The 13,760-nt window shown below is 73.4% G+C and carries 10 protein-coding genes; 6 read left to right on the forward strand and 4 right to left on the reverse strand.

All coding sequences use genetic code 11. The features are described 5' to 3' along the window. The first annotated feature begins 1 nt into the window (after position 1). Positions 2–1,612 carry an asparagine synthetase B family protein gene (locus ACQVFL_RS11745; RefSeq protein ID WP_431729343.1) on the forward strand — a complete coding sequence of 537 codons (1,611 nt, stop codon included), beginning with the start codon at positions 2–4 and terminating at the stop codon, positions 1,610–1,612. A gap of 20 nt (positions 1,613–1,632) precedes the next feature. Here the strand turns inward: ACQVFL_RS11745 and ACQVFL_RS11750 are convergent, their stop codons facing one another. Together ACQVFL_RS11750 and ACQVFL_RS11755 are read right to left on the reverse strand one after the other, a co-directional pair. After that, on the reverse strand, positions 1,633–2,847 hold the full coding sequence (locus ACQVFL_RS11750; protein ID WP_431729344.1) for an SLC13 family permease: 1,215 nt from the start codon (positions 2,845–2,847) through the stop codon (positions 1,633–1,635). 429 nt (positions 2,848–3,276) lie between these two features. Then, positions 3,277–4,731: an LVIVD repeat-containing protein gene (locus ACQVFL_RS11755; protein ID WP_396695020.1), complete on the reverse strand. Its 1,455-nt coding sequence runs from the start codon at positions 4,729–4,731 to the stop codon at positions 3,277–3,279. Between the two features lie 141 nt (positions 4,732–4,872). Between ACQVFL_RS11755 and ACQVFL_RS11760 the strand changes: the two genes are divergently transcribed. The 5 genes from ACQVFL_RS11760 to ACQVFL_RS11780 all read left to right on the forward strand — a co-directional run bounded on the left by ACQVFL_RS11760 (position 4,873) and on the right by ACQVFL_RS11780 (position 10,976). Further along, positions 4,873–5,568 (forward strand): DUF305 domain-containing protein, encoded by a 696-nt coding sequence (locus ACQVFL_RS11760; RefSeq protein ID WP_431729345.1) that lies wholly within the window; start codon positions 4,873–4,875, stop codon positions 5,566–5,568. A gap of 43 nt (positions 5,569–5,611) precedes the next feature. Next, positions 5,612–6,889: a histidine kinase gene (locus tag ACQVFL_RS11765; RefSeq protein WP_431729346.1), complete on the forward strand. Its 1,278-nt coding sequence runs from the start codon at positions 5,612–5,614 to the stop codon at positions 6,887–6,889. Next, a complete protein-coding gene (locus ACQVFL_RS11770) occupies positions 6,886–7,569 on the forward strand; it encodes a response regulator (protein ID WP_396695013.1) in 684 nt (227 codons plus the stop codon). Before ACQVFL_RS11765 ends, ACQVFL_RS11770 begins: the two co-directional genes overlap by 4 nt. 132 nt (positions 7,570–7,701) lie before the next feature. Continuing rightward, entirely contained in the window at positions 7,702–8,493 is a 792-nt protein-coding gene (locus tag ACQVFL_RS11775) for an ABC transporter ATP-binding protein (protein WP_396695011.1), read from the forward strand. After that, positions 8,490–10,976, forward strand: a complete 2,487-nt coding sequence (locus tag ACQVFL_RS11780; protein ID WP_431729347.1) for an ABC transporter permease — start codon at positions 8,490–8,492, stop codon at positions 10,974–10,976. The genes ACQVFL_RS11775 and ACQVFL_RS11780 overlap by 4 nt, the downstream gene beginning before the upstream one ends. A gap of 35 nt (positions 10,977–11,011) precedes the next feature. Here ACQVFL_RS11780 and ACQVFL_RS11785 read toward each other — a convergent pair whose 3' ends face one another. Both ACQVFL_RS11785 and ACQVFL_RS11790 read right to left on the reverse strand, forming a co-directional pair. Then, positions 11,012–12,274: a nucleotide sugar dehydrogenase gene (locus tag ACQVFL_RS11785; RefSeq protein ID WP_396695007.1), complete on the reverse strand. Its 1,263-nt coding sequence runs from the start codon at positions 12,272–12,274 to the stop codon at positions 11,012–11,014. A 97-nt stretch (positions 12,275–12,371) separates the two neighbouring features. Next, entirely contained in the window at positions 12,372–13,727 is a 1,356-nt protein-coding gene (locus ACQVFL_RS11790; RefSeq protein ID WP_431729348.1) for a protein kinase domain-containing protein, read from the reverse strand. Between the last annotated feature and the right edge of the window lie 33 nt (positions 13,728–13,760).

A 13,760-nucleotide genomic window follows, 5' to 3' on the forward strand; every position in this document is an offset into this window, starting at 1 on the left:
GATGTGCGGCATCGTGCTGAGTGTCGGTCCGGAGGCCGACCCGGCGATCTTCCGGCGGATGCTCGCCACGCTGGTTCCGCGCGGTGAGGTCACCGAGACGCGGTACGAGAGCGGCCTGCTCGCCGGCACCCGGCGGCTGCGCGTGGTGGACCGGGACCGCGCGGTCCAGCCCTGGCTCTCCGCCGACGAGCGGTGGCTGCTCTGCTACAACGGCGAGGTCTTCAACCACCACGAGCTGCGCGCCGAGCTGACCGCCCTCGGCCACCGCTTCACCAGCGCCAGCGACACCGAGGTGGTGCTCGCCGCCTTCGAACGCTGGGGCGAGGAGATGGTGACCCGGCTGCGCGGCGAGTACGCCCTCGCCATCGTGGAACGGACCACGGGCCGGGTCTACCTGGCGCGGGACCCGCTCGGCGTGAAACCGCTGTACTGGTCCCGCGCGCCGGGGTGCCTGCACGTGGCCAGCGAGGTCAAGGCGCTGGTGCCGGCACGGGCGCCGGTGACCGAGGTGCCGCCGGGGCACCACGGCTGGGTCGACGGGGACCACCGGGTCCGGCTCCGCCCGTACGTGGACCTGCTCACCCTCGGCGCGGACCGACCGCCGGTGACGGACCCGGACGAGGCCGCCCTGCTCGTCCGGGACACCCTCACCGACAGCATCCGGGTACGCCTGGACACCGACCTCACGGTGGGTGTGGTGCTCTCCGGCGGGCTGGACAGCTCGCTGGCGTTGCTGCACACGGCACAGGCGCACCCGGACTGCGTCGCGGTCACCGTCGGCGCGCCGGGCAGCCCCGACCTGGCGTACGCCCGGCGGCTGGCCAAGGAGCTGGGGGTGCCGCACGAGGTGGTCGAGTTGCGCCCGCGCGACATCCGCCTCGCCGACGTCCGCGAGGCGATCCGCATCTCCGAGCTGACCGAGTACGGCGACATCATCAACGCGGTGGTCTCGGTGCCGATCTTCCGTCGGCTGCGCGAGCTGGGCGTCAAGGTGGTGCTCACCGGGGACGGCTCCGACGAGCTGTTCGGCGGCTACCCGATGTACCACGAGGTCGGCCCGGCGGCGTCCCGTCGGCTGTTCCTCCACAAGATCCGCAACCTGTGCCGCACCGAGTTGCAGCGCGTCGACCGGACCAGCATGGGCTTCGGCGTCGAGGCCCGGGTGCCCTTCCTGGACCTGGCTCTGGTCGAGTTGGCCATGCGACTCCCGCTCGATCTCAAGATGCGCGACGGCCAGGAGAAGTGGATCGTCCGCCGGGCCTTCGCCGACCTGCTGCCCGACTACATCCGTCGCCGGCCGAAGAACCCCATGTCGTACTCCTCAGGCCTGCACGAGCGGGCCCGGCTGTACAAGCCGTTCTTCGCCCGCCTGCACCGCTCGTTCGGCTACGACCTGCTGGAACCGGTCCGGCGTGACTTCGACAGCGTGCTGACGCGCTGCGGCAACGACCTGGACGCGGCGATCGCCGCCGGCCGGGCGCGACCGGACTACACGGTGCTGGAGCACGCCCGGGACCTGGTGGGTGCGGCCCGCTGGAACGCCGCCCCGATGGTGCGTCGCCTGGTCACCCCACGTCGCACTCGGGGCGACGAGGCACCTCTGCCCGGCTGAACCGTCTCGCGGTGCCGTGGTCAGGTGGTGAGCAGGAGGGCGCTGACGGCGGCGAGGGTGCCGAGGGTCGCGACGGCGGCGCTGGTGGCGAGGAAGCGGGCCACCGGCACCCGGACCCGGGCGGCTCGGCAGCGCTCCAACCAGAGCAGGGTGGCCAGGGACGCCCACGGCAGTGCCAACGGGCCGATGTTGGTGCCGATCAGCAGGGCGAGCAGGCGTTGCCGGTCACCGGCCGGCAGCACCGCCTCGCCGGCCAGGTAGGCGGGCAGGTTGTTGACCAGGTTGGACAGCAGCGCGCCGGTGCCGCCCGCGCGGAGCAGCCCGGGCACCCCGCCGTCGTTCCCGGCGAGGCGGGCGACGAGGTCGTTCAGGCCGAACGCGCCGATGGTCTGGACCACCAGGAACAGGCCGGTGACGAAGAGCAGCAGCCGCCAGGGCAGCAGGGCGGGGCGCAGCGTGCCGGGGGAGCGGACCGCGAAGACGACCAGCAGCAGGCCGGCGGCGACCGCTGAGGCGAGGCCGACCGGTGCGCCGGCCACGATCGCGCCGACGAAGATCAGGCAGGCGGCGAGCGCGGTGCGGTAGAGCACCGGGTCGGCGGGCCGGTGTACCGAGGGTGGCGGGAACCGGCCGTCGGCGGGGCGGTCGCGTCGCCACCAGAAGTACCAGAGCAGGATCGTGGTGACCGCGAGCGCGGCGAGTTGGGGCAGCCACATGACGCTCGCGTACGCCAGCGGGGCGAGCCCGATCCGGTCGGCGGCCAACAGGTTGGTCAGGTTGGAGACCGGCAGCAGCAGGCTGGCCGTGTTCGCCAGCCAGACCGTGGTGACCGCCAGCGGGGCCACCGCCGTGCGCAGAGTGACCGCCAGCGCGAGCATCACCGGCGTGAGCAGCACCGCAGTGGTGTCCAGGTTGAGCACGACGGTGGTGAGCGCGGCGAAGCCGACGCAGAGCGCGAACAGGAGCGGCCAGCGGCCCCGGGCGGCGACCGCCAGCCGGGTGGCGAGCACGTCGAAGACCCCGGCGGCGGCGGTGAGTTCGGCCAGGACCACCACGGTGCCGAGGAAGACCAGCAGCGGCAGGACCCGGGCGAGGGTGTCGGCGGCGTCGGCGCGGGGCAGCAGGCCGGTCGCCACGCACGCGGTACCGAGGACGGCCAGCCCGACGGCGACCACGTCCAGCGGGTGCGGCCGACGTCGGCCGGGTGCGGCCGGGACGGCCTTCGGGGAGGTCACGGCGCATCTTCGCACGCCCGGACGGCCCGATCCGTTCGGGTGCCGGTCGAGGTGACGACCGGTACCGGCGGGGCTGACGACGGTGACCCGGGCGGATGCGGCCCCGGACGCGACGGCGGCGAACCGGAGACCCGCGGAGCATGACGGCGGCCCGCCGGGACCGTGGCCGAGACGCGACGGCGGCCTGCCGGCGGCACCGGGGTTGGTGCGGTCGGCAGGCCGCCGGGGGGTCGCGGGTCAGCCCGCGGGCGGGTACGGGTCGTCCTGGTAGGTGTACTCGGTCCGCGCCATTGCTGCACCCCTCAGCTGCGTGACGGAACGTGCCGGACGAGGTACCCGGGACCGGCGGGGCAAAACACGACGCGGGGCGCACGTGGTGCGGGCCCGGCCCCCGGGACGGGGACCGGGCCCGGTGAGGTGCGGGTGGTGCTACCAGCTCAGGTAGCTGGGCTGGGTCTGGACGTTGAACTCGCGGTAGTGGACCAGCTTGGCCGACCACGTCCGCCAGTCGTTGAGTTCGAGGACGTCCAGCCCCTTCTGGATGTCGGAGGAGTAGATGTGCCCGTTGTAGTAGTAGGCCGACCAGGAGCCGCCGACGATCAACTGGCTGTCCGAGAGCGGTCCCCGCTCCCAGAAGCCGATCTCGGTGGGCTTGCGGGAGTCGGTGAAGTCCCACACCGAGATGCCGCCCTGATACCACGCCTGGACCATGATGTCCTTGCCGAGGACCGGGATCAGCGAGCCGTTGTGCGCCACGCAGTTCTCGGTGTCGCCGTTGGTCCGCGGGATCTTGTAGTAGCTGCGGAACTCCAGCTTCCGGTTGGCGCCCCGGCCGGTGAGGTCGTAGATCGCGTTGGCGCCCCGGTTCGGGCCGATCTCCTCGTTGCAGGTGGCGCCGCCACCGCCGCCGAGTTCGTCGGTGAAGACGACCTTGGTGCCGCGGTTGTTGAAGGTGGCCGAGTGCCAGAACGCGAAGTTGACCGTGTCGCGCACCGTGTGCAGCACGCGGGGGGCCTCCCGCTTGCTGATGTCCAGCAGCACGCCGTCACCCATGCACGCCCCGGCGGCGAGGTCCTTCTCCGGGTAGGCGGTGATGTCGTGGCAGCCGCTGGTCGCCGATCCGCCCGTACGGCCCTCGTAGCCGCCGTCCGGGAAGAGGTTCGGGGTGGCGACCACGGCCGCGTCGGTCGGCTTCTTCAGCGGGACCTTGACGATGCTGATCGAGTCGTGCGGCGGCTGGCAGTCGGGGAAGGTTGCCTGCGGGCTGTACGAGGAGACGTACAGGTAGACCGACTTCTTGTCCTTCGCCGGCACCAGCGTGTGGGTGTGCGAGCCGCAGGCGGTCTCGACCGCCTTGAGGTAGCGCGGCTTCTTCTTGTCCTTCACGTCGAAGATCTTGATGCCCTCCCACGACTCCTTGATCGTGGCGGGCTGGGAGACGCTGCTGCACGAGTCGTCGCTGCGGGACGCGTCGGTCGACAGGAAGAGCAGGTCACCGTAGATGGAGATGTCGTTCTGCGCGCCCGGGCAGAGCACCTGCGACACGATCTTCGGCTTGCTCGGCTTGGCGACGTCGTAGATGACGAAGCCGTCGTAGTTGCCGACGAAGGCGTACTTGCCCTGGAAGGCGATGTCGGTGCCGAGCGCCGCCGTGGTGTCGAACGGGGCCTGCTTGGGCAGGTTGGCGATCTGCTTGAGGTTGGGGCTGTGGGAGATCTCGTCGACACCGAGGGGTGCCTCGACGGCGGCGGACTGGGTGGTCGTCCGCGTGACCGTCTGCGCGTTGCCGGGTGAGGCGACGGCGATGCTGGCGAGGAGGAGCCCGGTGGCGGCCACGCTGACGACGCGTAGCTGCCGCCCCCGCGGCGGGGTCGATCCGACCATCGGCGATGCCCTTCGAGAGGCGAGTGGCGATGGGCCGTACCATAACTCCGCGACGACGCTCATCGATGTGATCTGGCTCACATCTAGCTAACATCGTGAATGGATACGATCGCTGCGACCTCGACCCTGAGGGGGTGTCGCATGACCGCCCGACGTGGACGCCTCCTGGCTGTCGTCACATCGGTCGTGGTGGTGCTCGCGGTGTCGGCGTACGCGTTGCGCGACGGCGACGAGCCCACGCCACCCGGGCCGGCGCCCGCCGCCGAGGCCGCGTCGTCGGTCGGTCCGTCGCCGGATCCGGACGCGCCGCTGGTGATCGTGCCCGGACGTCCCGGCGAACCGGCCGTCGAGCGGCCCGGCTCCGAGGTGCGCGACGACTCGCCACCGCGGTTCAACACCCTGGACGCCTGGTTCGCGCGGATGATGATCCCGCACCACGAGCAGGCGCTGGAGATGTCGGCGCTCGCCCCGGACCGGGCCGCCGACCCCCGGGTACGCGCCCTGGCCGCCCGGATCCGCGCCGGCCAGCGACCCGAGATCGGCGTGCTGCGAGCCTGGCTGGCCGAGCGCCACCTCTCCACCGACGTGTCCGGGCACGACCACGCCACGATGAAGGGCATGCAGTCGCCCGAGGCGATGGGTCGGCTCGCCGCCGCCCGGGGCGTCGACTTCGACCGCCTCTTCCTGCGGATGATGACCGAACACCACGAGGGCGCTGTGGTGATGGCGACCGACCTGCTCAAGGTGGGCCTCGACCAGCGGATGTCGGAGTTCGCCACCTCGGTCGCCACCGAGCAGGGCGTGGAGATCGGCCGGATGCGCGACCTCGTCGGCTGACCGGCACCGGGCGGACCCCACACCACCCGTACGCTGGGTGACGATGAGAACGACGGTCCTGGGCCGCCCGCTGCGCGGGGTCGCCTTCGACGTGGCGGTCTCCGGTGCCGTGGCGTTGCTCGCGCTGGCTTCCACCGCCGGCAGCGCCGCCGGGTGGCCCGGCACCATGCTCGGGCTGGGCATGGCGGTGGCGCTGCTGTGGCGACGGGTGCGTCCGGTCGCCGTCACGGCGGTCGTGGCGGTGCTGGCGTACGCCCAGGTCGCCCTCGACTGGGCACCCCTGCCGTACGACATCGCGGTGCTGATCGCCCTCTACAGCCTGGTCAAGTACGCCGACCGGCTGCGCGACGGGGTCCTGGCCGGGATCGTCGCCGCGCTCGGGGTGGTGTTCGCCGCGGTGCGGACGCCGTCCCAGGTCGCCTGGGTCTTCACCGCCGTCTTCTACGGGCTGGTCGTCGGCGCGGTCTGGCTGGCGGCGCTGAACGTGCGGACCCGTCGGCTGTACGTGCTCAGCCTGGAGGAACGGGCGGCCACCCTGGAGCGGGAACGGGAGGCGCAGGCGCGGGCGGCGGTGGCCGAGGAACGCACCCGGATCGCGCGCGAGCTGCACGACGTGGTGGCGCACGGCATGGCGGTGATGATCGTGCAGGCCGACGGTGCCCGGTACGTGCTCGACAAGGACCCGCAGGCGGCCCGTGAGGCGGTCCGGATCGTCGCGGACACCGGCCGACAGGCGTTGGCCGACATGCGGCGGCTGGTGGACGTCCTACGGGAACCGAGTCGACCGGACCCGGCCACCGGACCCGACGCGGCACCGGGATCATCGACCGGACCCCACGCGGCACCGGACCCGTCGGCCGGGCCCGACCGGGTGCCGGAACCCGCCGAGCCGACCCACCGGCGTCCCTCCGTCGCCGAGCTGCCCGCCCTGCTGGACCGGTTCCGCGCCGCCGGGCTCCAGGTGCGCTACGAGGTCACCGGCCGCCCCGGGGCACTGCCGCCAGCGGTGGAGCTGACCGTCTACCGGCTGGTGCAGGAGGCGCTGACCAACACGCTCAAGCACGCCGGGGTCGGCGCCACCGCCGAGGTCAGCCTGGCGCACCACGAAGACACCGTCGTGCTCGAGGTCCTCGACGACGGACGGGGCCGCGTCCCGGCCACCCCGGCGTCGCCCGGCGGGCACGGCCTGGTCGGCATGCGCGAACGCGTCTCCGTGTACGACGGCAACCTCACCGCCGGCCCTCGCCCGACCGGGGGATGGCTGCTGCGGGCGCGACTGCCGCTACCCTCGTCCCCCGGGACGGAGGTGGTCACGGCATGACGGTCCGGGTGGTGATCGTGGACGACCAGGCCCTGGTCCGGGCCGGCTTCCGGATGGTGCTCGACTCCCAGCCCGACCTGGAGGTGGTCGGCGAGGCGATCGACGGCGCCGACGCCCTACGGCTGCTCGCCCGCGTCGAGGCCGACGTGGTGGTGATGGACGTGCGGATGCCGACCATGGACGGCGTGGAGGCCACCCGCCGGCTCTGCGCCGACCAGCCCTCCGCCGGTCCCCGGGTGCTGGTGCTGACCACGTTCGACACCGAGGCGGACGCCTTCGCCGCGCTGCGCGCCGGTGCCAGCGGCTTCCTGCTCAAGAACGTGCCGCCCGAGGAGTTGCTCACCGCGATCCGGGTGGTCGCCCAGGGCGACTCGGTGGTGGCCCCGCCGATCACCCGACGCCTGCTGGACCGGTTCGCCGGGCAGCTCGGCGCCGGGCCGACCGAGGAGCCCCGGCTGGCCCGGCTCACCGAGCGGGAACGGGAGATCCTGCTGCTGGTCGCGCAGGGTCTGGCCAACGCCGAGATCGCCACCCGGGTGCACGTCGCCGAGGCGACGGTGAAGACGCACGTCGGGCGGATCCTGGCCAAGCTGGAGGTGCGCGACCGGGTGCAGGCCGTGGTGTTGGCGTACGAGAGCGGCCTGGTCACCCCGGGCGCGGAGAACCGGCGTACGACCTGAGGCGTACGGGACCGCCCGGCCCGGGACGACCTGCGGCGTACCGAGGTCGAGCGCGCGGGTTGATCTCGACCGGGCGGTGCACTTCCTAGCGTCGGGGACGTCCCATTCCGTCCTCCGCACGGGGAGTCGCACGTGTCTCTCGCCCCACCCGTCCACGCCGTCGCCGGTGTCGCCGTCACCGCCCGGGGCCTGTCCAAGCGGTACGGCACCGGCCCGGCCGCCGTCGTCGCGCTCGACCGGGTCGACCTCGACGTGGCCGCCGGCCGGTTCACCGCCATCATGGGACCGTCAGGCTCCGGCAAGTCGACGCTGATGCACTGTCTGGCCGGGCTGGACCGGCCGAGCACGGGCACGGTGTGCGTCGGTGACGCCGAGCTGGGCCGCCTGGACGACCGACGGCTCACCCTGCTGCGCCGGGACCGGGTCGGTTTCGTGTTCCAGAGGTTCAACCTGCTGCCCGCGCTGCGCGCGGCGGAGAACATCACGCTGCCGCTGGACATCGCCGGTCGCCGGGCCGACCCGGCCTGGCTGCGTCAGGTGGTCGCCGCCGTCGGGCTGACCGACCGGGTACGGCACCGCCCGGCCGAACTCTCCGGCGGCCAGCAGCAGCGCGTCGCGGTGGCCCGGGCGCTGATCACCAAACCGTGGGTGATCTTCGCCGACGAGCCGACCGGCAACCTGGACTCCCGGGCCGGGGCCGAGGTGCTGCGGCTGCTGCGCGACGCGGTGGACAGCCTCGGCCAGACGGTGGTGATGGTGACCCACGACCCGGTCGCCGCCGGGTACGCCGACCGGGTGGTCTTCCTCGCCGACGGCCGCCCGGTCCGGGACCTGGCCGAGCCCACCGCCGAGCTGGTCCTCGACGTGCTCGCCCACCTGGACCCGTCCGCCGCCGGGGCCGGCGCACCGACGCGGGGGCGGTGACCGTGCTCCGACTGACGCTTCGTTCGCTGCGTGCCGAGGCGGCCCGGATGGTGATGTCCACCGTCGCCGTGGTGCTCGGCGTGGCCTTCGTCGCCGGTACGCTGATCTTCGTCGACGGGATGCGGGCCGGTGCGTACGACCGCGCCGGCACCTTCGACCGACACACCGACGCCGGGATCTACGCCGACCGGGAGCCGATCGACCCGACGCTCGTCGACCGGGTCCGTGCCCTCGACGGCGTCCGCGCCGCCGAGGGCGAACTGATCGACACCGCCGGGGTGGTGGGCTCGGACGGGCGGCCGGTGCTCGGCTTCGGCGTCCTCGCCGCCGTCCCGACCGATCCGGCGCTCCAGTCCTACGACGTGGTGACCGGGCGGCTGCCGGTCCGGACCGGCGAGGTGGTGCTCGACCGGCGGACCGTCGACGACCAGTCGTTCCGCCTCGGCGGCACGGTACGCGTCGGCGGCGCCGCCGGAGCGGCCCGGCCGTACACGCTGGTCGGCGTGGTCGACGTGGCCGACACCCCGCGCGACATCGGCGGGCCGTTCGTCGGGCTGGTCGGCGCCGACGCGCTCGCCGTCACCGGCTGGTCCGGGTACGGGCGGATCATGGTCGCGGCCGAGCCCGGGATCACCGAGACCGAGTTGGCCGCCCGGATCGCCGACGTCGCCGGGGCGGGCACCACCGTGCGGACCCGCGCGGAGATCCTGGACGCCGCCGTCGCCGACGCGGTCCGCGACGTGGACCAGTTCCACCTGGTGCTGCTCACCTTCGCCGCGGTGGCGGTGGTGGTGGCGGCCTTCGTCATCGGCAACACCTTCACCATCGTGCTGGCCCAACGCACCCGCCGGACCGCGCTGCTGCGCCTGGTCGGGGCCACCCGGGGGCAGGTGTTCCGGGCCGCAGTGCTGGAGTCGGCGGTGGTGGGCCTGGCCGCCTCGGCGCTCGGCGTCCTGGTCGGAACCGGACTCGCCGCCGCGCTGACCGCGCTGGTGTCGCGACTGGACATGCCGCTGCGCGGTGAGCTGACCGTCACCGGCGGCACCGTGCTGGGCTGCCTGGTCGCCGGCACCGCACTCACCGTCGCCGCCGCCTGTGTACCGGCCTGGCAGGGCACCCGGGTCGCCCCGGTGGCCGCACTCACCGACGCCGCCGTGCAGGTCACCCGCCCCGCCGGCCGGGTCCGGCTGGCCGGTGGCGCGGTGGTCCTCGCCGCCGGGACCGCCGCCCTGGCCGGCGCGGCCTCCGCCGGACAGATCATGCTGGTCGCCCTCGGCGGAGTGCTGAGCTTCCTCGGCATCGTGCTGTTCGGCCCGGTGCTGGTGCCGGCGCTGGTCCGGGTGTTCGGGTCGCCGCTGCGGCGGATCCTCGGCGTCACCGGCGCACTCGCCGTGGCCAACGCGGTGCGTAACCCCCGACGGGTGGCCGCGACCGCCACCGCGTTGGTGATCGGCATCGGGCTGGTCACCTCGTTCCTGGTCGGCGCGCAGAGCACCAAGGTGGCCATCGAACGGACCGTGGACGCCGAGATCGGGGTGGACTTCCTGGTCACCGGCATCGGCGTGGACCTGCCCGCCGGTCTGACCGACGCGCTGGCCGCCCGGCCCGAGCTGGGCGTGGTGCACGAGGCCCGGACCCGGACCGTCGACGACGTCGAGTACCGGACGGTGCACCCGGCACTGGTCGGCGACCGGATCGAGCAGGTGGTGGCCGGGCAACTCGACCGGCTCGCACCGGGGCGGATCCTGGTGGACCGCGAGTTGGCCCAGCGACGCGGCTGGTCGGCGGGGGACCGGGTCACCCTGCGCGCCCAGCCGTTCGAGGTGGCGGCGGTGGTCGACGGACTGGCGGCCGGCGGCACCGGATCGGCGGTACCACCCGGGCACGCGGTGGGCCTGGTCGACACCGACCACCGTCGACTCTTCCCCGACGAGCGCGGCTTCCAGGCCGAGATCGACCCGGCCCAGGGCGTGCCGGACGGTACGGCGCGTGCCGCCATCGCGGCGGTACTGGTCGACTACCCGACGGTCAACCTGCTGGACCAGGCGGCGTACAAGCGGATGCTCACCTCCACGGTGGACATGCTGCTCGCGTTCGTGGTCGCGTTGCTCGGGCTGGCGGTGGTGATCGCCCTGGTCGGGGTGGCGAACACGTTGAGCCTGTCGGTGGTCGAACGGACCCGGGAGAACGCCGTGCTGCGGGCCGTGGGGCTGACCGGTGGCCGGATGCGCGCCATGCTGGCCGTCGAGGCGGTCCTCACCGCGCTGGTCGGCGCGGTGCTCGGGGTCGCGCTGGGCACCGGCGTCACCGCCGGGGCGATGGCGTTGCTGGCCCGGCTCGCCGGAGAGTTCACCCTGGTCGTGCCCTGGGCCCGACTCGCCGGGGTGCTGGCCGTCGCGCTACTGGCCGCGCTGTCGGCGTCGGTGCTGCCGGCGCGGCGCGCGCTGGCTCGCCCGGTCGTCGAGGCGCTGGCTGATCAGTGAGGATCGCCGCGATGGGGCGCGGTGAGGCGCAGTGGTCAGAGGCGTTCGACGGTGGGGCCGGTGCAGCGGTTGCGGGTGTCGAAGACGTAGCGGGACTCGCGGGCCACCAGGTCGTAGTCGAACGTGTCGTGGTCGGTCACCACCACCACGCCGTCGGCCTCCCGCAACTCGCGTTCGGTCAGGTCCACGATCACCACCCCGTCCGGCAGGTGGTGTGCCTCGGCGTACGGCTCCACCGCGCGGACCTCGGCACCGAGGTCCCGCAGCCGCCGGGCCACGTCCACCGCCGGGGAGTCGCGCATGTCGCCGGTGTTGCGCTTGTACGCCAGCCCGAGCAGCAGCAGTCGCGCGCCACTGACCGCCCGGCCGGAGCGGTTCAGCCCGGCCATCACCCGTTGTGCCACGTGCTCGGGCATCTCGTGGTTGATGTCGTTGGCCAGCTCGATGAACCGGAACTGCCGGCCCAGGCGTCGCTTGACCTGCCAGGACAGGTAGCACGGGTCGATCGGCAGGCAGTGCCCGCCGACGCCGGGGCCGGGCCGGAACGGCATGAAGCCGAACGGCTTGCTCTCGGCCGCGTCGATGGCCTGCCAGACGTCGATGTCGAGCTGGTGCGACAGCATCGTCAGCTCGTTGACCAGGGCGATGTTGACCTGGCGGAAGGTGTTCTCGATCAGCTTGGTCAACTCGGCCACCCGGGTCGAGTCGACCGGGACCGTCCGCTCCACCAGCCGCCGATAGAACTCGTCGACCCGGGCCAGGGAGACCTCGTCGACCCCGGAGACCACCTTCGGGGTGTTCTCCAGCCGCCAGCTCGGGTTGCCCGGGTCGATCCGCTCCGGGCTGTACCCGAGGTGGTAGTCACCGGGGCTGCGCAGCCCGCTGGCCGACTCCAGCAGCGGGCGCAGCAACTCCTCGGTGGTGCCCGGGTAGGTGGTGGACTCCAGGATCACCGTGCAGCCGGGCCGCAGGTACGGCGCGATGCCGGTGCCGGCCTGCTCCACGTAGCTCAGGTCCGGGGTGCCGTCGCGCAGCGGAGTGGGCACCGTGATGACACAGATGTCGAAGTCCCGCGCGTCGGCGTACTCGCTGCTGGGCCGGTACCGCCCGCTGGACAGGGCCCGGCCGAGGCGGTCGGCGGGGATGTCGGCCACGAACGACTCACCCGAGGCGAGCCGCTTGACCCGGTCGGTGTCGACGTCGAGGCCGACCACGTCCAGCCCGGCTTCGACGGCGCGCATGGCCAGCGGCAGGCCGACGTACCCCTGCCCGATGACGACCAACTTCTCCAGGCTCACCCGAGCTCCTGACCGGTAGACAGTACCTGCTGGTCAGGAGCCTAGAGCGGAGTGTGACCCCGTACGTCCGTTTCGGTGATATAGGGGCTGGTGGGACTCAGCTCGCCTCGCCGTTGTCCGGCGGATCGACCGGTGGCGGTGCGGTGGTGGTGGTCGGCGTCGTGCCCGGCGTCTGCGACGGGGCGGGGCTGGTCGCGGTCGGCTCGGCGCTGGTCGCGCTGGGCGTCGGCGACGGGGACCCGGTCGGCTCGCCGGTCTGTGAGGTGCTCGGCTGCGCCGACGGCGACTCGGTCGGGCTGGCCGTGGAGCCGGCCGGGCGCAGCGGCGGCACCCGGGCGGGACTGCTCTCCTCGGTGCTCGACGACGTCTCGGCGGGACCGGTCGCGTCGGGGCTCGGTGAGTTCGTCGGCAGGTTCACCGCCGGGGTGTCCGCCTCGCTGGTCGCGCCGAGCGCGGCGCCCAGGGCCACGAACCCGACCAGTACGGCGGTGAGCGCGCCGACCAGCGCGCCGCGCCGCCGTCGACCGGGCGGGGCGGGGTCGCCCGCCGGGACGTCCGTGCGGGTGTCCGGGCCGGGCTCCCGCAACCCGGCGGCGGCCGGGACCAGTGCGGTCGGCAGCGAGCCGTCGGAGACCGCCGCCCGCGCCGCCTCGGCCATCGCCGCGCCGCTGCCGAACCGGTCCGCCGGGTCCTTGGCCAGCGCGCGGGCGACCAGGACGCGGACCGCCTCCGGGATGTCGGACGGCAGGTCCGGCGGCGGGTCGTCGAGGTGCCGCACGGCGACCTGGAGCGGGTTGTCCCCGGTGAACGGCGGGCTGCCGGTCAGGCAGCAGTAGGCGACGGCGCCGAGCGCGTACAGGTCGGTCGCGCCGGAGACCGGGCGGCCGGCGGCCTGTTCGGGCGCCATGTAGAGCGCGGTGCCGGGCACCGCGTTGGTGCTGGTGATGCTCGTCACGTTCGCCGACCGGGCCACGCCGAAGTCGACCAGGACGACCGTGCCGTCCTCCTGCACCAGCAGGTTGCTCGGCTTCACGTCGCGGTGCACGATGCCGCCGAGGTGCGCGGCGTGCAGCGCCTGCGCCGCCTGGGCCACCACCGACATCGCCAGGCCCACGTCCAGGCGACCCTCGGCCTCGATCCGCTTGGACAGCGGCTGGCCGGTGACGAACTCCATGACCAGGTAGTCGGCCCGGCCGCCGTCGGGCAGGTCGTCCTCGCCGCAGTCGAAGACCTGGACGATGCCCGGGTGGCGCAGCGCCGCCATGATCCGGGCCTCGGCGCGGAAACGGGCGATGAAGTCGGGGTCGGAGACCAGCGAGGGCAGCAGCACCTTCACCGCGACCTGCCGGCCGAGGATCAGGTCGGACGCGCGCCAGACGTCACCCATGCCGCCGGTGGCGACACGTTCGTCCAGGCGGTACCGACCGCTGAGTACGACCTCCGAAGACAACACGGGACCACCGTACCCACCCGGGGGCCGGACGGC

This window comes from Verrucosispora sp. TAA-831, assembly GCF_050780145.1.
GTDB lineage: Bacteria > Actinomycetota > Actinomycetes > Mycobacteriales > Micromonosporaceae > Micromonospora.

Bases quoted from the DNA above. Each gene is read 5' to 3' on its own strand.
- ACQVFL_RS11745 (WP_431729343.1), top strand. From the start codon at position 2: ATGTGCGGCATCGTGCTGAGTGTCGGTCCGGAGGCCGACCCGGCGATC.
- ACQVFL_RS11755 (WP_396695020.1), bottom strand. From the start codon at position 4,731: ATGGTCGGATCGACCCCGCCGCGGGGGCGGCAGCTACGCGTCGTCAGC.
- ACQVFL_RS11760 (WP_431729345.1), top strand. From the start codon at position 4,873: ATGACCGCCCGACGTGGACGCCTCCTGGCTGTCGTCACATCGGTCGTG.
- ACQVFL_RS11765 (WP_431729346.1), top strand. From the start codon at position 5,612: ATGAGAACGACGGTCCTGGGCCGCCCGCTGCGCGGGGTCGCCTTCGAC.
- ACQVFL_RS11770 (WP_396695013.1), top strand. From the start codon at position 6,886: ATGACGGTCCGGGTGGTGATCGTGGACGACCAGGCCCTGGTCCGGGCC.